19 protein-coding genes and 1 other annotated feature are annotated in these 19,934 nt (G+C 35.9%); of the genes, 10 read left to right on the forward strand and 9 right to left on the reverse strand.

Translation table 11 applies throughout. The features are described 5' to 3' along the window. Positions 1-16: 16 nt before the first annotated feature. Positions 17-340 carry a MazG nucleotide pyrophosphohydrolase domain-containing protein gene (locus JFU54_RS06540; RefSeq protein ID WP_201064022.1) on the reverse strand — a complete coding sequence of 108 codons (324 nt, stop codon included), beginning with the start codon at positions 338-340 and terminating at the stop codon, positions 17-19. Positions 341-413: 73 nt separating this feature from the next. Here JFU54_RS06540 and JFU54_RS06545 point away from each other — a divergent pair, with 73 nt between their 5' ends. Together JFU54_RS06545 and JFU54_RS06550 are read left to right on the forward strand one after the other, a co-directional pair. After that, the gene (locus tag JFU54_RS06545) at positions 414-992 is read left to right on the forward strand and encodes an LOG family protein (protein ID WP_033707925.1); all 579 of its coding nucleotides are present in this window, start codon (positions 414-416) and stop codon (positions 990-992) included. A 367-nt stretch (positions 993-1,359) separates the two neighbouring features. Further along, on the forward strand, positions 1,360-1,863 hold the full coding sequence (locus tag JFU54_RS06550; protein ID WP_201064023.1) for a DinB family protein: 504 nt from the start codon (positions 1,360-1,362) through the stop codon (positions 1,861-1,863). A 105-nt stretch (positions 1,864-1,968) separates the two neighbouring features. On the opposite strand, the gene JFU54_RS06555 is transcribed toward JFU54_RS06550, so the two are convergent. From JFU54_RS06555 to JFU54_RS06565, 3 genes are all read right to left on the reverse strand, one after another. Beyond that, the gene (locus JFU54_RS06555; RefSeq protein ID WP_000656312.1) at positions 1,969-2,166 is read right to left on the reverse strand and encodes a hypothetical protein; all 198 of its coding nucleotides are present in this window, start codon (positions 2,164-2,166) and stop codon (positions 1,969-1,971) included. A 412-nt stretch (positions 2,167-2,578) separates the two neighbouring features. Further along, on the reverse strand, positions 2,579-3,019 hold the full coding sequence (locus tag JFU54_RS06560) for a Dps family protein (RefSeq protein ID WP_002034654.1): 441 nt from the start codon (positions 3,017-3,019) through the stop codon (positions 2,579-2,581). A 239-nt stretch (positions 3,020-3,258) separates the two neighbouring features. Beyond that, positions 3,259-4,692, reverse strand: a complete 1,434-nt coding sequence (locus JFU54_RS06565; protein ID WP_201064024.1) for an alanine/glycine:cation symporter family protein — start codon at positions 4,690-4,692, stop codon at positions 3,259-3,261. A 409-nt stretch (positions 4,693-5,101) separates the two neighbouring features. Here JFU54_RS06565 and JFU54_RS06570 point away from each other — a divergent pair, with 409 nt between their 5' ends. The 7 genes from JFU54_RS06570 (at position 5,102) to JFU54_RS06600 (ending at position 11,177) form a co-directional block, all read left to right on the forward strand. Beyond that, on the forward strand, positions 5,102-5,599 hold the full coding sequence (locus tag JFU54_RS06570; protein WP_002015988.1) for a cation:proton antiporter regulatory subunit: 498 nt from the start codon (positions 5,102-5,104) through the stop codon (positions 5,597-5,599). Beyond that, positions 5,600-6,799: a cation:proton antiporter gene (locus JFU54_RS06575; protein WP_016135973.1), complete on the forward strand. Its 1,200-nt coding sequence runs from the start codon at positions 5,600-5,602 to the stop codon at positions 6,797-6,799. It begins immediately after the preceding gene. 81 nt (positions 6,800-6,880) lie between these two features. Then, entirely contained in the window at positions 6,881-7,474 is a 594-nt protein-coding gene (uptA, locus tag JFU54_RS06580; RefSeq protein ID WP_003192241.1) for an undecaprenyl phosphate transporter UptA, read from the forward strand. A gap of 136 nt (positions 7,475-7,610) precedes the next feature. Then, the gene (locus JFU54_RS06585; protein WP_002015986.1) at positions 7,611-8,045 is read left to right on the forward strand and encodes a DUF3920 family protein; all 435 of its coding nucleotides are present in this window, start codon (positions 7,611-7,613) and stop codon (positions 8,043-8,045) included. Between the two features lie 113 nt (positions 8,046-8,158). After that, positions 8,159-8,569, forward strand: a complete 411-nt coding sequence (locus JFU54_RS06590; protein WP_060749374.1) for a MarR family winged helix-turn-helix transcriptional regulator — start codon at positions 8,159-8,161, stop codon at positions 8,567-8,569. A gap of 50 nt (positions 8,570-8,619) precedes the next feature. Then, positions 8,620-9,318: a pirin family protein gene (locus tag JFU54_RS06595; RefSeq protein WP_201064025.1), complete on the forward strand. Its 699-nt coding sequence runs from the start codon at positions 8,620-8,622 to the stop codon at positions 9,316-9,318. Between the two features lie 209 nt (positions 9,319-9,527). Further along, the gene (locus tag JFU54_RS06600) at positions 9,528-11,177 is read left to right on the forward strand and encodes a M4 family metallopeptidase (RefSeq protein ID WP_002129824.1); all 1,650 of its coding nucleotides are present in this window, start codon (positions 9,528-9,530) and stop codon (positions 11,175-11,177) included. A 44-nt stretch (positions 11,178-11,221) separates the two neighbouring features. On the opposite strand, the gene JFU54_RS06605 is transcribed toward JFU54_RS06600, so the two are convergent. From JFU54_RS06605 to JFU54_RS06620, 4 genes are all read right to left on the reverse strand, one after another. After that, complete coding sequence (locus JFU54_RS06605) at positions 11,222-11,539, reverse strand: metal-sulfur cluster assembly factor (RefSeq protein ID WP_002015982.1); 318 nt, start codon at positions 11,537-11,539, stop codon at positions 11,222-11,224. 120 nt (positions 11,540-11,659) lie between these two features. After that, a complete protein-coding gene (locus JFU54_RS06610; protein ID WP_201064027.1) occupies positions 11,660-13,351 on the reverse strand; it encodes a methyl-accepting chemotaxis protein in 1,692 nt (563 codons plus the stop codon). A gap of 232 nt (positions 13,352-13,583) precedes the next feature. After that, positions 13,584-15,278 carry a methyl-accepting chemotaxis protein gene (locus JFU54_RS06615; protein WP_201064035.1) on the reverse strand — a complete coding sequence of 565 codons (1,695 nt, stop codon included), beginning with the start codon at positions 15,276-15,278 and terminating at the stop codon, positions 13,584-13,586. Positions 15,279-15,694: 416 nt separating this feature from the next. Beyond that, positions 15,695-16,513, reverse strand: a complete 819-nt coding sequence (locus JFU54_RS06620; protein WP_201064037.1) for a class I SAM-dependent methyltransferase — start codon at positions 16,511-16,513, stop codon at positions 15,695-15,697. A 113-nt stretch (positions 16,514-16,626) separates the two neighbouring features. Further along, positions 16,627-16,897 (forward strand) — a binding site (T-box leader). Between the two features lie 50 nt (positions 16,898-16,947). On the opposite strand from JFU54_RS06620, the gene metG reads away from it, so the two are divergent. Further along, on the forward strand, positions 16,948-18,582 hold the full coding sequence (gene metG / locus JFU54_RS06625) for a methionine--tRNA ligase (protein WP_201064039.1): 1,635 nt from the start codon (positions 16,948-16,950) through the stop codon (positions 18,580-18,582). 342 nt (positions 18,583-18,924) lie between these two features. Here metG and JFU54_RS06630 read toward each other — a convergent pair whose 3' ends face one another. Then, on the reverse strand, positions 18,925-19,827 hold the full coding sequence (locus JFU54_RS06630; protein ID WP_002015976.1) for an EamA family transporter: 903 nt from the start codon (positions 19,825-19,827) through the stop codon (positions 18,925-18,927). Positions 19,828-19,934 lie beyond the last annotated feature (107 nt).

Genomic DNA, 19,934 nt, shown 5'->3' on the forward strand with positions numbered 1-19,934 from the left:
ACAATTGATAATGTTCTCATTTAGATGTTTCGAATCTTTTTGAAAGCTTTGTGATGTGTGTTTCCATAATGTCTTGTAAATCCAAATCATATTTTTGTGAAAGAACAATAAGATTAGATAGTACATCACCAAGTTCTTCTTTTAGTTCTTGTTTTAGCTCTTCTTGTGTTTTCGTTTGTTCATCAGGGCGATCACGACCGATTTCAATTGCGCGAACAACGCGTGAAACTTCCCCAACTTCCTCAGTTAAGAAATTTAAGCGAATAAAGGAGTTGTACTGTGACCAGCTTCGTTTTTCGTAAAATTCCTCCACCCATCTTTGAAATGCGACGATATCCATTTCTTCCTCATCCCTTCAATATGTTGTACAATACTCATTGTATCATAACAATATATAGTTTCGGGGTGTAGGAATGAGAAAGATTTGTGTGTTTGCAGGTTCAAATTTAGGGGGAAGACCAGAATTTAAAGAGCAGGCAATAGAGTTAGGGAAAATGTTTGTTGAGAACGATTATGAGCTTGTATACGGCGGTTCATGCGTTGGATTAATGGGAGAAGTAGCGAATGAAGTTCTTCGTTTAGGTGGACGTGTAACAGGTGTTATGCCGCGTGGTTTATTCCGTGGTGAAATCGTTCATACAGGATTAACAGAATTAATTGAAGTAGAAACGATGCACGAACGTAAAGCAAAAATGGCAGAGCTTGCGGATGCTTTCATTGCATTACCAGGTGGATACGGAACATTTGAAGAATTATTTGAAGTTGTATGTTGGTCACAAATTGGTATACATGATAAGCCAGTTGGTTTATTAAACATTAAAGACTTTTACGGACCAATTCTGCAAATGGTTGATCGCGCAGCGGAAGAAGGCTTTATGAACCCATCGAATAAAGAGTTAATCGTTTCAGCTGAGACGGCTGCTAAATTAATTCATGAAATACAAAATTATGAGCGTCCTGTTTTGGGGACGAAGTGGAAGCAGTTATCATAGTGCATTTTTATAGTGGATTTTGGAAACACATGTCTTTTTATCGCAAAAAGACATGTGTTTTTAATTTGGTTAAATATATTGATAGTGAGATGTGAAATCGTTGGAAGAGGGGAAGGAGATGGAGGTATGTTTTGCTGACTTAAAAAAAGAACATCTGAATAAAAGGTGAGTAAGGAATTATTGAGTGACATAGAACTGTTCCGTTAAAGGGGAAGATTGTGGAAGATAGGGAATGTTTTTTATGAAGTTAATAGAGGTTTTTTTAATCGAAATCAGAATAAATTTTATAGATGTAATCCTTATGAATTTTTAATCAGCTATGTATCATAATCTAATCATTAAAATGAAAATTGGAGGAGAAATGAGCATGGGGCGTTCTGTATTAAAAATGTATAGCTACCACTTATGGGCAAATGAAGTTATTTTAAATCGCTTAAAAGAACTACCGCAAGACATTTTCCATAAGGAAGTTAAGAGTGGTTTTTCTTCGGTGGCAAAAGTAATGTCTCACATATACCTCACAGATTTAGCCTGGCTCGAGATCATTTCTGGAAAAAGTATGAGTGATGCAATGGTACACACAGACCAATTGAAAGAACAGCTAGAAACAAAAAATATTGAGGAAATGGAAACTAGTTTTTATGAATTATCTAAACGATATAAAGAACTTTTAAGTAGTCAACAAGATTATGAAAAAGTGTTTGAGGTTGATAATCCGTATGCTGGGCTCCTGGATACGACGGTTTCTGAAACAATACTACACGTCGTCACCCACGGAGCATATCACCGTGGGAATATAGCCACAATGTTGCGGCAAATGGGGCATACCTCTGTTATGCAAGATTTTGGACTATTTCTATATTCAAAATGAATTCTTTTTATTTACGATAGAATATGGGTTGTATGATGTTTTTGGGGACTGCTTTTATTAGTGGTTTAAGCTTAATTATGTATTAAAGAAAAAAGGCATTCCATATTATTTTGGAATGCCTTTATCATTTTGATTACTTTGTTTTTTATACAGGTACCAGCCACCCCAACCGCCACCAATAGCTACAACAACGAGGAAAGCATAGTCTTTAACCTCGACACGTATGTTGAAAATATTAGCTATGAGTAAGAGAATCCCAACTGTTATTAACGCAAAAAATGCTCTAATTAAGTAGTCTTTCAACTGAACCACTCCCGCCATTTAAGTAGTAAATGATGAATATGGAAAAGCTTTTTTGGATCTATTTTACTAAAGGGTGTTACCTATATTTTAACATAAAAGAGATTGTAATATATTGATAAAAGTAGAGGAGGGGAGTGCTATTATTGTCGTGATTTGTTGGTAAAGCGATATACTTTGTCGAAACGTTGATATATCGTGAGTTGCGATCGATATAATTTTATGTATTATCAAGTGCGACCAATCAATAGAAAAAAGCGGCTCTGAACGAGCCGCTTCTGCTTTAAGTGGTATCCAGCTCCGGTGACTAGAACAGTCGGTCATTTCGCGCCTTCCTGTGAGGCAAAAAGCGCCTCTTCGTCAGGAGCTCCAATGCCCTCTTGTTCTGAGCAAGTCACCTCCGCTTTAAAATCTATTATTGATTCAAGAATGCACGTAGCATCCAAGCGTGTTTTTCTAGTTCTGTGTAGATGCCTAGTAGTAGGTCAGATGTCATTTCGTCGTCAGATTCTTGAGCGATTACCATGCCTTTTTTTAGTTCAGTTAGCATCATTTCGTAGTCTTTCATGATTGCTTCGACCATCCCTTCTGCAGTTTCTCCGTATGCTGCTTCTTGAATAGAAGATAGTTCTAAGTATTCTTTCATTGTTGCTACTGGTTTGCCGCCAATTGCTAAAATGCGTTCTGCGATTTCATCGATGTGAGTAGCTGATTCTGTGTAAAGCTCTTCAAATTTTTCATGTAGTGTGAAGAATTGAGGTCCTTTTACGTACCAATGGAAGTTGTGTAGTTTTGTAAATAAAACGCTCCAGTTTGCTACTTGTTTGTTTAATGCTTCGATTACTTGTGTATTCATTATGATCAATCTCCTCTTGAGTTATTATTTTATATGAATTACTAATTTATAATTATTATAATCTAGTAATTTATATAAATCAACCCTTTTGCTGGAATTAATTTGAACAAATTATGAACGGTTGTAAATAAAAAATCCCTATTACTATGAAGTAATAGGGATTTTTTATTATATAGCTCCAGCGGCTAGAATATTCGGTGGCTTCGCTTTTTCCTGCGAGCCTCTTCCGCTTTTAGTTGTTATCCAACTTGCTTCTTCTCTTCTAAATTTTGCCCATCCCAACACTCTGTATTTTTTAAGCCAGGGATAGAACTTGCAACGAAGACAGGATCTTTTCCTTGTTTCTTTTGTTTAATATAGTCTACTAATGCTGCGTAGGCGAACTTGCTAAGGAATGAGATGGCAATTAAGTTTGTGAATACCATTAGTCCCATAAAGAAATCAGCTAAACTCCAAACTGTTTGAAGGGCAGCGATAGATCCGAAGAATACCATTCCGACAACTGCAACACGATAAATCAGTAACCATGTTTTGCTTTCTTTAATGAATGCGATATTTGTTTCACCATAATAGTAGTTTCCTAGTAAAGAACTGAAAGCGAATAGGAAAATAATAATCGCTAAGAAAGTGCTTGCCCACGGTCCAATTTGTGAGCTTAATGCTTGTTGTGTTAATTCAATACCTTCTAAATTCGATCCTTTGTAAAGTCCAGAACATAATACGATAAACGCTGTTGATGTACATACTAAGAATGTATCTACGAAAACACCTAATGCTTGAACAAGTCCTTGTTTTACAGGGTGAGATACATCTGATGTTGCTGCTGCATTAGGAGAGCTACCCATACCTGCTTCTGTCGCGAATAAACCGCGCTGAATTCCGAATTTGATTGCTGCTCCAATACCACCAGCGATAGCTTGGTCTAAACCAAATGCGCTGTTAAATATTTCTGTAAAAATGCTTGGTAACATAGTGAAGTTGTTAATTACGACAAAAACAGCTACGCCGATATAAATGATTGCCATTGGAGGAACAATCATTTCTGTAATACGTGAAATGCTCTTGATACCACCAAAAATAATAACTGCAACTAATAAAGCTAATAGAGCTCCTACGATCGTTCGCTCTAGTCCAAAAGCATTTTCAAATGCTATTGTTACCGTGTTTGCTTGTACAGAATTGAAAATTAATCCGTACGCAACTGTAATAAGAAGTGAAAACCAAACACCCATCCAGCGTTTGTTTAACCCTTTTTCCATGTAATACGCTGGTCCACCACGGAATCTGCTTCCATCTTTTACTTTATAGATTTGCGCGAGCGTACATTCTACAAAACTAGTAGCTGCTCCAAGGATAGCGATAAACCACATCCAAAATATTGCGCCAGGTCCACCCATTGAAATGGCTAATGCTACACCAGCTAAGTTCCCGATACCAATACGTGCTGCTGCACTTAAGCAAAATGCTTGGAATGGAGAGATGCTATCTTTCTTTTTTTCTTTTCGATTAAATCCTTTACTAATTAAACTGACCATCTCACGGAAATGAGTAATTTGGACAAATTTTAATTTGAAAGAGAAATAAAGACCGAAGCCGATTAACATTGCAATAAGAATATATGACCATAAAATATTATTCGTTACCTCAAGGAATCTGCTAAAGATATCAACCATATAATACACTTCCTTTTTTTCATAATAAGAAAATTATATGCAAAAAATATACCAGAATCAATTTTTCTAAAAAATCATGTTACTTAAATGTGTTTTGTGTTATGATTATGTTACATCGTAATATTTTTAGAATTATTTACATTTTAAAAAACTAAATTTAAAGCGAAAAAGAGGGGATAATTTGAAAGAAGAATCTTTATTGAAAGTAAGTCTTAAGAGTTTGAAAATAAGAAGTAATTTATTTTTTATCATTACATCTTTAAGTATCTTTTTAGGAGCCACTTATTATTACAATAAAAGATTTCCAAGTCATAGGTATCCTGAATGGTTAGAATTTCTAAAATTGATTGGATGAACAAAAGACAGAAAAACAGAAAATTAAAATAAAGAAGTTATGGAGGAGCTAAATATGAATATTAGAGAAAGTGAACTTCCGGGTATTGGTTATAAATTTCAAATCGTTACGAAAGGTAACGAAAAGATGGTGATCGTCATTCATGATGATGGGCGTAGAGAAATGTATCATTTTGATTCAGATCATGAAGAAAGTCTATCAAGTATTTCATTACGTGACTCAGAGGCGAGACAAATTGCAGCAATATTAGGCGGGATGGTATACAAACCTAGAGCATTAGAAAATGTTGAGATGGTCTTTGAAGGTTTAGCAATTGAGTGGTTTAAAGTGGAGAATGCAGCTCCGGCAATCGGAAAAACAATTGGCGACCTTGAAATAAGAAAAACATATAGCGTAACGATAATTGCAGTTATGAAAAAGAATATGAAAAAGCTATTTAATCCAGGTCCAGACACGGTGATTGAAGAAGGAGATATGCTTGTAGTTTCTGGTGAGAGAGAAGAAATTAAAAAGATTATTAATGAATTACTTTCGAATAGGGGGACTGACTAGATGGATACTTTAATTTTTGAAGTTGGTACAGCTTTAGTTTTAGTAGCAATTGCGGCGGTAATTGCTGGAAAGTTTAAATTCTCAGTAATTCCTTTTCTAATTGTTCTTGGGATGTTAGTAGGACCGCATGCACCGACAATCGGTGTTATCGATCTCAAATTTATTGAAAGTGCGAGTGTAATTTCCTTCCTTGGACGGATTGGCGTTCTGTTCCTTCTGTTCTATCTAGGACTAGAGTTCTCGATGAAAAAACTAATTAAATCTGGACGTTCTATTGCGATTGGCGGAACAATCTATATTTTAATTAACTTTTCACTTGGATTATTATACGGATTTATAATGGGATTCCCTTTACTAGAAATTTTAATTATTGCGGGTATTATTACGATTTCTTCTAGTGCTATCGTTGCTAAAGTGTTAGTGGATTTAAGAAGAACTGGTAATAATGAAACCGAATTAATTTTAGGAATTATTATGTTTGAAGATATATTCCTTGCTGTATATTTATCAGTCGTTTCAGGCTTAGTTCTTGGGGATCATGCTTCCTTCTTAGGTGCTCTCACTTCAATTGGAATTGCTTTAGGATACATGCTTCTCTTCTTTATTGTAGCTAGAAAGGCGACGCCGTTATTAAATAAATTGCTCAATATTAGTTCAGATGAAATTTTCATTATTGTAGTATTTGCTTCGTTATTCTTTATTGCAGGTTTCTCGGAAACAATTCACGTTGCCGAAGCAATCGGGGCACTTCTTTTAGGGTTAGTTTTCTCTGAGACAGAGCATAGTGATCGAATTGAACATCTTGTTGTTCCATTTAGAGACTTCTTCGGAGCTATTTTCTTCTTCAGTTTCGGATTAAGTATCGATCCGTTTTCATTGGGCGGAGCAATATGGTTAACGTTAGGTGCTGTACTTCTGACGATAATCGGAAACTTTGTAGCAGGGATGATTGCGGGACGACAAGCTGGATTATCTCATAAAGCATCAACAAATATTGGATTAACAATCGTTTCAAGGGGAGAATTCTCAATCATTATGGCTAATATCGGTATCGCGGGTGGGTTAATGTCGGTATTGAAACCATTCTCAGCACTATATGTGCTTATACTATCCATTTTAGGTCCGCTTCTAACGAAAGAGTCAAAGAATGTATATAAATTTTTAAATAAAATCTTTAAGTGGGATACGAAGACTAGATAAATTTTGAAAAAATAAAAGTACAAGATATTTACTGCTTGTACTTTTATTTTTTGCAATGAAAACAGTAAAGAGAGGTAAATGATGTTAGGAGAGTTGATTCATTCAGTTTTAGTTTTTCTAGAAGGACTTGGTTATTGGGGAATTATGCTGGGATTAATGATAGAGGTTATCCCAAGTGAAATCGTATTATCTTATGCAGGTTATTTAGTATCAACAGGAAGCATTACATTTTGGGGGGCTGTCGCGTTCGGTACAATTGGTGGTGTAATCGCACAACTATTCATTTATTGGATCGGTCGATACGGAGGAAGACCTGTTCTTGAGCGATATGGAAAATATATTTTGATTCAGAAGAAACATATTGATTATGCTGAAGCGTGGTTTAATCGTTACGGAACTGGTGTTATTTTTACAGCGCGTTTTATTCCTGTTGTGCGTCATGCTATTTCGATACCAGCGGGTATTGCGAAAATGTCACATGCTAAGTTTATTACGCTAACTACACTAGCTGTTATTCCATGGTCAATTGTATTTATATATTTAGGTTTTAAATTAGGAACAGAGTGGGAAAGTATTAATAAAGTAGCTGGGCCATATGTGAAATACTTTGCACTTGCTGCTATTGTTTGTGCAATTGGTTATTTTATATTAAAAAAAATGATGAAAAAAAAGTGATTACGGAAAAAGAATCTATGCTGACATAGATTCTTTTTTATCGTCATTTTTTAAAGGATGAAAGTGCATGTTTAATATTTACCATATTGTGGCATATATATAGGAAAAGGGAGTTTAGGAAGGGGATTATTGAGAAATGGAACTCCAGTTTCAAAATGTATATCAACAAGTTGAGAATTGGTATGTGTTGGATTCGGAGCTTCCTTGGGATGTCAAAAAGTTAAGAAATGATTTGTTTTCTCTTATTGAAGTAAGTGCAACGCCAGTTATTTTTTGTGATACGTGTGATGCGAATCATGTACTTTTATCATTAGGAGAAGAAGAAGAGGAGTTTTTATTCCCAGTAGGTGGTTTTTATCATAAAGAAAAACAATTAATTTTCGTTTGTATGTGGGAAGAATATGAGCAAGTGCTCAAAACGCTATTGCATGAATTCAGGCATGCGATGCAGCATAAGGACGATGTACTATATGTTGGAAATGAACTATACGAAGAAAGATGGATTGAGAAAGATGCGAGGCATTTCGCGGAGAGGAAGCTAGATGAATATAAAAATAGAAATTTAATCTGAAGCATAGTGGAGGAAAATCACTGTGCTTTTATTTGTTGCTAATTTAAAATGAGTAGTTGACCTTTGGTAAGTTTAGTTCTAAACTAATAGTATCAAATGAGCGAGGTGATGTAATGAAAGCAGAGGAAAGACTTGGATTACTATTATGGTTTCGTTTATCACGCTTTTATAATAGAAGTATTCGTGAGACGAATCAGCATTTGAAAAAGTGGAATGTATCTGCCGCTCAGTTTGATGTATTAGTTCAAATTGGAGGAAACGATCGTTTAACGCAGCAAGAACTTGGAAATAAGTTGTTTGTTACGAAAGGAAATGTTACTCAACTTTTAAATAAGATGGAGCAACTCGATTGGATTCAGCGTGAACAAGAAGGTACCACGAAATATATTTCATTAACAGAAGAGGGAAAGGTTCTATATGAAGAAATAGTCCCGCCGCAAGAAACATTTCAAGCAGAACAATTTGATAAGTTAAATAGAGAAGAACAAAAACAATTATTAGAATTACTGAAGAAGTTGCAGTGATAAAATTAAAAATAAATATCTCGATTTCGAGATAATATGAGGTGAAGGATATGTTTAGAAAAGTTGATCATAAAAATATGGGAAGAGCAAATCACGGTTGGTTAAATACACATTTTCATTTTTCCTTTGCAAATTATTATAATCCAAACAACATGAATTTTGGAGCAGTACGTGTTATGAATGATGATTTAATAGCGCCACAAACTGGTTTTGATATGCATCCGCACCGTGATATGGAGATTATCTCTTACGTTATAGATGGTGAATTAACACATGAAGATAGTATGGGGAACCGCGGGACAATTGAGCGTGGGCATGTTCAATATATGAGTGCAGGTACTGGTGTATTTCACAGTGAGCATAACTTAGGAAGTGAAACATTACGTTTATTGCAAATTTGGATTTTACCGGACCGTGATGGTCATAAACCGAACTATGGTGAGTTTAAATTTGATTGGAGTAAACGTGAAAATGAGTGGTTCCATATGGTATCTCCTTCTGATGGAGATGCACCAATTCATATTCACCAAGATGCAAATTTATATTCTTTATCATTAGAAGCTGGTAAAGAAATTCATTTTCCTGTTAAAGAAGGACGTCAATTGTACCTTGTACAAATTGACGGTAGCAGCGTTGTAAACGGTGAAACACTTGTAATGTGTGATACAGCGGAGGCTGTAGAAGAAGATATTCACATTCAAGCGAAAGAGAAGTCTCACTATTTAGCAATTGAAATGAAAATGCAATAAAGTGAGGCTTTAATCAGTGGTGGCTTTCCAGCATATAAATAGCGGAATGAAAAGTTATAGGAAAGAGGACATCGTTTTTCGATGTCCTCTTTTTGGTGAGTTTAATTATCAGAAAAAACTTTCTCAATTTTTGAGAGCAGGTATTGGGGAGAATATTCAGAATATTTATAAAGGTGTTAAAAACTTTTAGGGAAATGGGGAGTGTTAGATTGAAAAAGCAAGTAATTTCATCAGCATTAGCATTAACTGTTATCGCAAGTGGGTTTGGGGCATTTGGAGCAACTACGACGAAAGCAGAAGAGCAAAAAATCCAGTATCACCAAGAGTTTAAAACACCAGCTTACATAGGTGAAGAATGGAAAGCGCCGGAAGGATTAGATAAAAAAGAGACGGTCTTTCAATATTTAGAGAGTAAAAAGGATATGTTTAAACTAGCGGGAAATATTGACAAACATTTCAATATCGTTGGTGAAGAAAAAGATGCTGAGTCTGGTACAACACATGTGAAGTTAGTTGAGAAGCATAATAACATTCCTGTGTATGGTTCAGATCAAACGGTTACGCTTGATAAAGAGAACAATGTAAAAGCATTTTTCGGACAAGTTATTCCGAGTTTAGATGATAAAAATATTCCTACATCTGCAAGTATTAGTGCGGAACAAGCAGAAACGATTGCAAAAGCTAATATTGAGAAAGAAATTGGTAAAGTAAAGAATTATGATGGTGTGAAAAAAGATTTATATGTGTATGAAAAAGATGGTCAATACTATCTTGCATATCTTGTAAAAGCGTCGGTTTCGAAACCAGCTCCAGGATATTGGCATTACTTTGTTGATGCAACAAATGGAAATGTTATTGAGAAATATAATGCTGTAGATAACATTACTGGATTTGGTTACGGAGTATTAGGTGCTAGACAATCATTTGAAATTGCTCAAGATACGAAAACAGGAGCGTTCAACTTATTTGATGGTACACGAGGACAAGGTGTCCATACATTTGATGCAGAGAATATGAACGAAGACTGGTTTAATTTATTCTCACAAATTCTTGGATATACAGGAGAAGAAATTGGAAGTAAATCTAAGTTCTTCGAAGATAAAGCGGCAGTTGATGCGCATGTGAATGCAGGAAAAGTATATGATTATTATAAAAAGACATTTAACCGTAACTCTTTCGATGATAAAGGTGCAAAACTTATTTCTGCTGTTCACGTAGGTGAATCTTGGAATAACGCAGCGTGGAACGGTGTACAAATGATGTATGGTGATGGAGATGGTAAGACATTTATTCCATTATCAGCTGGCCTAGACGTTATTGGCCACGAATTAACGCATGCTGTAACTGAACATACAGCAAACCTTGTATATAAAAATGAATCAGGAGCGTTAAATGAATCGTTATCTGATATTATGGGCGTCATGGTTGAGAAGAAGAGCTGGGATTTAGGTGCTGATATTTATACACCTGGTAAACCTGGAGATGCACTTCGTTCTCTGAAGGATCCAGCATCTATTCCAAACCCATTAAAACCAGGTGAAGGTTACCCAGATCACTACAATAAACGTTATACTGGAACAGCTGATAATGGCGGCGTTCATATTAACAGTAGTATTAACAATAAGGCGGCGTATTTAGTTTCTGAGGGCGGCACGCATTACAATGTGAAAGTAACTGGAGTGGGCCGTGAAGCAACAGAAAAAATTTACTATCGTGCTCTTACAAAATATTTAACTGCAAACTCTGATTTCAAAATGATGCGTCAAGCTGCACTTCAATCAGCAGAAGATTTATTCGGTAAAAACTCTAAAGAGGTACAAGCTGTAACGAAAGCTTATGACGCTGTAGGAGTAAAATAATAAGAGAAAAAAGACCTGACTGGATTGTCAGGTCTTTTCCTTATTTAATCACGAATACCTAGTGCGATTTTCGCCATACGCGACATACGTTCTTTCGTCCATGGCGGATTCCATACAACGTTTACTTCTATTTCATTTACTTCAGGTACGTTCGTTGATAATACTTTTTTAACGTCTGATACGATTTGGCCAGCCATTGGACAACCGATAGAAGTCATCGTCATTGTAACGACAGCATTATTATTTTCATCTGCTGTAACGTCATAAACTAATCCGAGATTGATAATATCAACACCTAGCTCAGGGTCAATAACAGCTTCTAAGTTTGCATATAACTTTTCTTCAAATGCTTGTTGTGACATGTGTAGCACCCCCTAAATATTAATGATATCGGTTCTCATTATAACGGATATGCGGGATAAGTGCAGGAAATGAGCTCAAAAAAATATTCCTCTCTGAGAGAGGAATATTTTTTTGAAAAGCTATTCAGTTTTAAAATGAGATACAAGCTGATCTAATTCTTCAACTGTTTGTTTCATTTGTTTTGCAGTGAGAGTCATTTCATTCATCACGATGACTTTCTGTTCAGCAGATTGTGCCGTTGCGGCTGTTTCACTAGATACTTCATTTGAAATAGAAGCGATGTTATTAAGTGAAGCGTTCATTTCTTCAGCGCTTGCAGCCATTTCTTCAGCAGTTGCTGATATGTCTTGCATTTGAGTTGATACTTTATTTACTTGTTCAACAATTGTTGTGAAAGAAGTACCAGCCTCACGAACGACAGTAATGCCTTCAAATGCTTCAGAACGACCTTTAGACATCATAGAGCTAGCAGTTTCCGTATCATTTTGAATTTGATGAAGCAATTGGTTAATATCTTTTGCCGCTGTTTTTGATTGTTCCGCAAGTTTACGAACTTCATCAGCTACGACAGCAAATCCTTTTCCTTGTTCACCAGCACGAGCCGCTTCAATAGAAGCATTTAAAGCAAGTAGATTTGTTTGTTCAGCGATATTAGAAATAGATTGTACAGCGGTATCAATATATTTTGTATGAGTGATTAGACGTTCGACTACTTCTGATGTAGCATTTACAGCTTCATGTATCGTTGTCATTTGTGAAACAGATTTTTGGATAACAGTACTTCCGTCGTTAGCGTGTTCAGATGTAGCTACAGCAAGTTCGGCTACAGATGAAGCAGATTCAGCGATACGCTGAACACTTATTGCCATATCATCCATCGCAGTCGAGCTTTCTTCCATACTAGAAGTTTGCGATTGAATACTTGAATTTAAGTTGGACATCGAGCTTTGAACTCTTATTGTTGCCTCGCGTGATGTATTAGTCTTTTCTAGCATATTTTCAGAAGCTGTTTGTACTTCTACAGATGTTTTTTGAACACGATTAATGATATGTTGCAGGTTTTCTAACATTTTATTAAACGATGATGCAATTGCACCGATTTCATCATTGCTATTTACTTGTAGACGGGCTGTTAAGTCGCCTTCTTGAGAGGCTAATTCTTTTAGTTTAGTATCAATTTGTTGAATTGGTTTTACAAGCTTACCAGAGAACCACCATGCAAGAATAATTGCAGTTACAATACAAATAACAAGTGATAAGAAGACAACATATTCAATTCGTAGTGAAGATTGATCAATTTTTTCAATAGATTGTTCACGTAATTTAGCTTGTTCATTACTGTAATTTGTGAAATCACCGATTACTTTATAAACAGTGCCATTCTCTGTAGAAGCTACTTGTAAAGCTTCTTCCCATTTTTGTTCTTTTGCAAGAGTGAATACTTTCTCTTCAATGAACTTTCTCCAAGTGGATCCTAATTCCATTGTGCTTTTCACGGACTGAGAAGTGTTAGGGTTAGAAAGAAGTTGCCCTTTTGTATCTTCAAGACGTTTGCTCATCTCATTAAACTTGTCTAATTCGACTTGATCATGTTGTAGTAAATAACCTCTTAAAGCAGAAAGTTGTACTTGATAAGCGTCTCCGCGCTCTTTCAATTCTGTTGCAAGAGGAGAAATTTCTTTTTGTAATGTTTCAGCTTTATGAGACTGATCCATGGTAAAGAATAAAATAAAAGCTAAGGCGATGCCGAATAAAGCGCAAATCATTCCCATCATGAACATTAGTTTTTTTCGAATGCTAATAAAATTCATATGATAAAAATCCTCCTTGTAAAATCTTAGTATTAGAATTAATTAATTAATTAATGTAAAAAATTGAAAGAAAGCTTTACTCCATCTGGAATAAAGCTTTCTTCTTTCCTTTAGGAATTATAGCAGACAGAATGGGAGATAGAAAGAGATATTTTAGCGTGAAAAAAGAGAGACTCTAAATCGCTCTTTCTAACAATTTAGAGTTCGTAGAAGTATAAATGAAATTTTCATTTTAACTATTTGTTTTGAAATGAGAAACGAGCACTTCAAGTTCTTGCACAATTGTTTTCATTTCTGATGATTTTTTAGCAACGACACTCATTTTGTTTACTTGGTCACCAGCTGAAGTTGCTGTTTTCGATGTTTCGGCAGCAACTTCATTTGAAATAGAAGCGATATTATTTAAAGCTGCATTCATTTCTTCAGAACTTGCGGCCATTTCTTTAGCAGTTGCAGACATTTCTTGTATTTGTGTAGAGAAATTGTTAATGTGATTAACAATTTCTGAGAATGAAGATCCAGCGGTACGAATGACTGTAATTCCTTCAGAAGCTTCTGACTGACCTTGTGTCATCATGTCATTTGCTATTTTTGTGTCCGCTTGAATTTGATGAAGTAAATGGTTAATGTCATTTGCTGCTAGCTGAGATTGTTCAGCAAGTTTTCGTACTTCATCGGCAACAACAGCGAATCCTTTTCCGTGTTCACCAGCACGGGCCGCTTCAATAGAAGCATTTAAAGCGAGCAAATTCGTCTGCTCGGCAATATTAGAAATAGATTGAAGTGCAGTATCAATATGATTCGTATGTGTAATGAGTCGCTCTACCACTTGTGATGTAGCGTTAACAGCTTCGTTAATTGTATGCATTTGTGTAATAGATTTTTCAATGACTTTATTTCCATCATCTGCTTTTTCAGAAGTTGTAACAGCTAGGCTAGCGGCAGAAGAGGCAGCTTGTGCAATGCGCTGAACACTCGTTGCCATATCATCCATTGCGGTTGAACTTTCTTCAATGCTAGAAACTTGTGAACGAATATTGTGCTCAAGAGCATTCATAGTCTCTTTAGTTTTTGCGGTATTTTCCATAGAAGCAGTTGTTTCGATAAACACATTTTCAGAAGCTTCTTTTACACTTGTTGATGTTTGTTGAACTTGCTTTATTATACGCTGTAAGTTAGCAAGCATTTGATTAAAGGAATTTGCGATGTCACCAATTTCATCTTTACTCGTTACGTGTAATCTAGCGGTTAAATCGCCATCTTGAGAAGCTAATTCTTTTAACTTCGCATCAATTTGTCGAATCGGTTTAACGAGTTTACCAGAGAACCACCATGCCAATAGAATAGACGTTAATGTACATGTAATGAGTGAGAAGAAAATAATATATTGAATAAGGGATGAAGAAGACTCTACGTCAGCAATTAATACGTCCCGTTTGTCATTTTCTTCATTTGCATATTTAGTAAAACGACTTAAAAGATCATTTACATAATCTGTTTGAGCAAGAGCAATTTTGGATGCTTCATCCCATTTTCCTTCCCGTGCAAGAGGGAGGACTTCATTATCTACGACGCTGCGCCATTTTGCTCCCATTAAAATGGCCTCTTTCATTCCTTCTGGGAGTTTTTTATCACTTGTTACTTTCTCCCTAGTATCAGCTAGTTTTTTTCCTTCCCGGTTGAATTTATCCAATCCTTTTTGATCATGTGATAGTAAATATTCTTGTAAACCAGCGACCTGCGCTTGGAACCAATCGCCACGTTCTTTTAAAATCGTTGCTCTTTTCGATACATCATTCTTTAATGTTTCGATTTCACTTGCTTGATTCATCGCGAATGAAAGAATAACAATAAGAGCAATGCTAAATAAGGAAGAAATGCTTAAGAGTGTGAACAGTAGTTTTTTTCGAATGCTAACATATTTCATTGTTACCCCTACCTTTTTCGGAAAAACTATTTATTGTAATTTATAAATATTGAGAACGAAACTAATAAAAACATAATTAAGAAGTTATTAATCTGTTCAATGAAAATTATAGCAGATAATGGAATATGGCAGATTAATGTGAGTAAATGTTCTTAAAATGTATACATTTGTATATCAAAAAATTCATAAATAAAAATCAGAAATGGTATTGTAATTTGAAATAACATCCTGTATACTTCTAATTAGTTGATAACGATTATCACTATCAACTAAACATTACTCTTCGTTATGTTGGTCATACCCCTTTTTGACGACGTAAGTCAGAGACGAATGTTGAAATATCTTGTGTCCTATTCTACAGAATTATGGTAATCTCCAACCTCAACTTATATGCGTAAGCATGCAAAAAAAGGATCCTATCCGTGAAGGGATCCTTTTTTGCATGTTGTCGCAATTAATGTATATAGACCAGGTATACGCTCTTCAATGCCCTCTGGTGCAGTAGAAGGGAAAACCCACTTTTGATGAGATCCGTGTTCTTCAATCAATTTTTCAACCTTGAAATTTGTTTCTGCCATTGATGTAATGATTTCTCCTAGTATCCAGCGCCTAATTTTTGTTTTCGGTAAAGCGTATTTCTGTGATCCCGTAAGGAGAGTACTATAAGCTACGTCATCTTCAATAAGTTCCTCGTCGAAATAATTTCCATTTGCTCGAAATGATGGATGATCTACTCCTAATAATTTTGTATAAACGGGATGATAGTCACGTAGTATAAAGGTCCCATCTTGTTTTAGTAAGTGAGAGATTATATGAAAGAGTGGCTTTAAGTCTAAAAAGTAATGGAGCACGCCAAGTTCCAGTAACACGATATCAAATGATTGGGATAGATTTAAATCTAGTACATCGGAAATGATATATTGAATAGAGACACCAGCAGCTTCGGCTAGTTCGGTTGCATATTTTTCATTACTTGCTGAAATGTCTACAACTGTTACATCGGCTCCTAAAAGAGCAAGAGCAACTGCTTTATTTCCTTTTGATCCGAGTAAATTAATAATACGCTTTCCTTTTGGAGATTGTATGTAAGGTAAATAATGATTTACCTCGCGCACGGGATCTTCCATGAGCTTTTTCGCATAATCCTTTGGCGCCCCGTGGCGATTTGTCCAAGCTTCATAAGCAGCTGCGTTCCAGCTTTTTTCATTAATAGTACTTAGTTGTTTTTGATTCAATTTTTTCACTCCTTTTGTGAACGTATAGTTATTCGGTGAATGAGTAGGATTTCCTGTTTTTTTGAATAAAAGTTTGATTTTTCTGTTGTTAAGTCGTAAAATACGTTTTATACATAAAAGCGTTGAAAAGGAAAAGTAGAATGGAACCATTCTTTCCAGAGAGCTTCGGTAGCTGAGAAGAAGCAAGAATATTCATTTGAACAATGGCCTTTGAGCTTCGTCCTGAACTTATCAAATGATAATAGTAGGCGGCGACGAGAGTTGGTACTCGTTATCAAAACCACAGTATAAGAGCATATAGCTCCGTACTTGTTAAGGTTAGTTATGCGAATGACTGACGAAATAAGGTGGTACCGCGACTGTTTATACAGCCCCGCCCTTATCTTTTTTAAGATAAGGGCGGGGCTTTTTATATTTTAAAGGAGGAATATAAGATGAGTATTTTTATTGGAGGCGCTTGGCCGTATGCAAATGGTTCGTTACACCTTGGACACATTGCTAGTTTGTTACCAGGAGATATTTTAGCACGTTATTACAGGGCAAAAGGTGAGCATGTGTTGTATGTTTCAGGAAGTGATTGTAATGGAACACCGATTACAATTAGAGCAAAGCAAGACGGTGTGATGGTGAAAGAAATTGCTGATAAGTATCACGAAGAGTTTGAGCGATGTTTTCGTGGCCTTGGTTTTACTTATGATTGCTATACACGTACAGATAGTGAGCATCATCATGAAACTGTTCAAAAAGTCTTTTTGCGTTTATTAGAAGAAGGCTATATTTATAAAAAAGTAGTTGAACAAGCTTATTGCGAAACGTGTACGCAATTTTTACCAGATCGTTATGTAGAAGGCCTTTGTCCACATTGTCATGAGGCAGCAAGAGGAGATCAATGCGATGCTTGTTCTGCCATCTTAGATCCACTCGATTTGTTAGAAAAGAAGTGTAAGTTATGTGGTAGTACGCCATCAGTACAGGAAACAGAGCATTTCTATTTTGCATTGCATAAATTTCAGCAGCAAATTAAAGAGGTCGTAGAAATTGCAAAGCAGAAAGGAACATGGCGCGACAATGCAATTCAATTAACAGAGAGATATTTAAAGGAAGGATTACAAGATAGGGCAGTGTCACGTGATTTACCAATTGGGGTACCAATTCCGGTGGCAGGATATGAAGATAAGAAAATTTACGTATGGATTGAAGCAGTGACAGGATATTATTCGGCGAGTAAAAATTGGGCTGAAGAAACAGGGAAAGATGATCAAGAGTTTTGGGATAAAGAAGCGAAAACATATTATGTACATGGTAAGGATAATATTCCGTTTCATTCAATCATTTGGCCAGCGGTATTACTTGGAATAGGAGAAGAAGCGATCCCGCGTCATATCGTTTCGAATGAGTATTTAACAGTAGAAAAAAGAAAATTATCGACAAGTAAAAACTGGGCAGTATGGGTACCTGATATATTGGAACGCTACAATCCCGATTCTATTCGTTACTTTTTAACAGTTAACGCACCAGAAAATCGTGATACTGATTTTTCATGGCGTGAATTCATTTACAGTCATAATAGTGAATTGTTAGGTGCATACGGGAACTTTGTGAACCGGACATTAAAGTTTATTGAAAAATATTATGGTGGTGCTGTACCGAAGGGAAGTATTGATTTAGAGCTGAAAGATAAAGTAGAAGGATTATATAAAAGTGTAGGAGAGGCGATTGAACAAACTAAATTTAAGGTGGCACTAGAAACAATATTTGATGCAGTACGCTTTGCAAATAAATACTTTGATGAAAAGCAGCCTTGGAAACAAAGAGAAGACGACCCAGTTTCATGTGAGGAAACAATTTATAATTGTGTTTACCTAATAGCAAACTTTGCACAACTGCTTGAACCGTTTTTACCGTTTTCAAGTGAAAGAGTTAGAAATACATTATCGAGTGTTAAAGTAAATTGGGAACCTCAAAATACGTTGCCAAACCGAATTGATAATGTACAGCCATTATTTGAGCGAATCGATGTAAAACAAATTGAACATGAGGTAGAGAAGTTATATGGAGCGGTAAAGTGAAATATAAGGAAAAGACCTTTCAAATAAAGTGAAACTTTAATCAGTGGGGGTTTTGTTCATCCCCCACTGATTATTAGTTGAACCAATCGGGCTTTTACGGGCAGTTGATCCCCCACCTAAATTCTTTGCTTTCTCTGAATTTTGAGGTGGGGGTCTTAATGCCCGTTAATGCGGGATAAATGAAAGGTCTTTTGTTATGCTGTATAACCCTCTTTCTTATCTTTCAAAAAGAAAAGCACAGCAAGGATTACGAGAATAATAGCCGCAATATCATATGTTATTTTGAGTAATAAAGTTTAACATATCGTAACTTTATTCACATTTATATACAAGTTGATGTTGTCACGCACTATGCACACGATTATGTTTTTTTTCTTTCCTAGCAGTAAGTAGTTGTGGTGTGAAAATACCGAGTAATATAACCACAATACCAATCCACTGCATTGGCGATACAACTTCATGAACAAGTGTAATAGAAGCGATAATTGCTGTTGGTAATTCAGCTGCACCTAATATTGTACCAAGTCCCGTTCCGACTTTTGGTACACCAATTGAAAAACAAATGACAGGTATAATAACCCCGAACAGTCCAAGGAAGAAAGCATATTTCCATAGGCCTGCTTGTAAAGCGCCGTCCGTTAAAAAGGTAGGCGGGAAAAATAAGCATACAATAAGAGTAGCACTCGTTGTCATAAGAAAGCTTTTCGTATAAGGCGGAACATCTGTAGCAACGCGCCCGCTTACAAATACATAGAATGAGAAAGAGACGGCAGCTAATAGTCCGAAAATAATACCTTTCGTAGAAAAGTTTTGTCCAAGACCTTCAAATACTCCACCAGCAAACAATGTACCAGTAAATAAAATAATAATAGATATAACTTTCTCACGGCTTGGGAATGTCCGGTTGGCAATTGCTTCGATGACTACACCAATCCAAGTGAACTGAAAGAGTAAAACGACAGCGATAGAGGCTGGCAATTCTTCTACGGAAATAGCATAGAAAATACCTGTCATACTCATTGTTGTGCCGACTGTTAGTAACGAAAAGAATTGTTTTTTTGATACTTTATGACGTGAAAAGAACAGAACGAGTAAAAGGAGCCCAATCCATCCGAAGACATATTGCCCTCCTAGTAGTTGGTGTGCGGAAAATCCGTCAATGAATCCGAGTTTAAAAATAGTTGAAAGTACGCCGTAGCTACAAGCGCCGAATAAAACTAGTAATGAATACTTAAATTTCTCCATAAAAATCCTCCTTTTAAATAATAAAAAACGCCCGCTATCCAAATAAGGATAACGGGCGAACGAAACAGAGTAAGATACTCTACAAAATTCCGCCATTCATACGAAGT

The sequence above is a fragment of the Bacillus sp. TH19 genome (assembly GCF_016651075.1).
Lineage (GTDB): Bacteria > Bacillota > Bacilli > Bacillales > Bacillaceae_G > Bacillus_A > Bacillus_A mycoides.

Coding starts and splice junctions, on each gene's coding strand:
- JFU54_RS06540 (WP_201064022.1), bottom strand. CDS start 340: ATGGATATCGTCGCATTTCAAAGATGGGTGGAGGAATTTTACGAAAAA.
- JFU54_RS06545 (WP_033707925.1), top strand. CDS start 414: ATGAGAAAGATTTGTGTGTTTGCAGGTTCAAATTTAGGGGGAAGACCA.
- JFU54_RS06550 (WP_201064023.1), top strand. CDS start 1,360: ATGGGGCGTTCTGTATTAAAAATGTATAGCTACCACTTATGGGCAAAT.
- JFU54_RS06560 (WP_002034654.1), bottom strand. CDS start 3,019: ATGAATACACAAGTAATCGAAGCATTAAACAAACAAGTAGCAAACTGG.
- JFU54_RS06565 (WP_201064024.1), bottom strand. CDS start 4,692: ATGGTTGATATCTTTAGCAGATTCCTTGAGGTAACGAATAATATTTTA.
- JFU54_RS06570 (WP_002015988.1), top strand. CDS start 5,102: ATGAATATTAGAGAAAGTGAACTTCCGGGTATTGGTTATAAATTTCAA.
- JFU54_RS06575 (WP_016135973.1), top strand. CDS start 5,600: ATGGATACTTTAATTTTTGAAGTTGGTACAGCTTTAGTTTTAGTAGCA.
- uptA (WP_003192241.1), top strand. CDS start 6,881: ATGTTAGGAGAGTTGATTCATTCAGTTTTAGTTTTTCTAGAAGGACTT.
- JFU54_RS06585 (WP_002015986.1), top strand. CDS start 7,611: ATGGAACTCCAGTTTCAAAATGTATATCAACAAGTTGAGAATTGGTAT.
- JFU54_RS06590 (WP_060749374.1), top strand. CDS start 8,159: ATGAAAGCAGAGGAAAGACTTGGATTACTATTATGGTTTCGTTTATCA.
- JFU54_RS06595 (WP_201064025.1), top strand. CDS start 8,620: ATGTTTAGAAAAGTTGATCATAAAAATATGGGAAGAGCAAATCACGGT.
- JFU54_RS06605 (WP_002015982.1), bottom strand. CDS start 11,539: ATGTCACAACAAGCATTTGAAGAAAAGTTATATGCAAACTTAGAAGCT.
- JFU54_RS06610 (WP_201064027.1), bottom strand. CDS start 13,351: ATGAATTTTATTAGCATTCGAAAAAAACTAATGTTCATGATGGGAATG.
- JFU54_RS06615 (WP_201064035.1), bottom strand. CDS start 15,278: ATGAAATATGTTAGCATTCGAAAAAAACTACTGTTCACACTCTTAAGC.
- metG (WP_201064039.1), top strand. CDS start 16,948: ATGAGTATTTTTATTGGAGGCGCTTGGCCGTATGCAAATGGTTCGTTA.
- JFU54_RS06630 (WP_002015976.1), bottom strand. CDS start 19,827: ATGGAGAAATTTAAGTATTCATTACTAGTTTTATTCGGCGCTTGTAGC.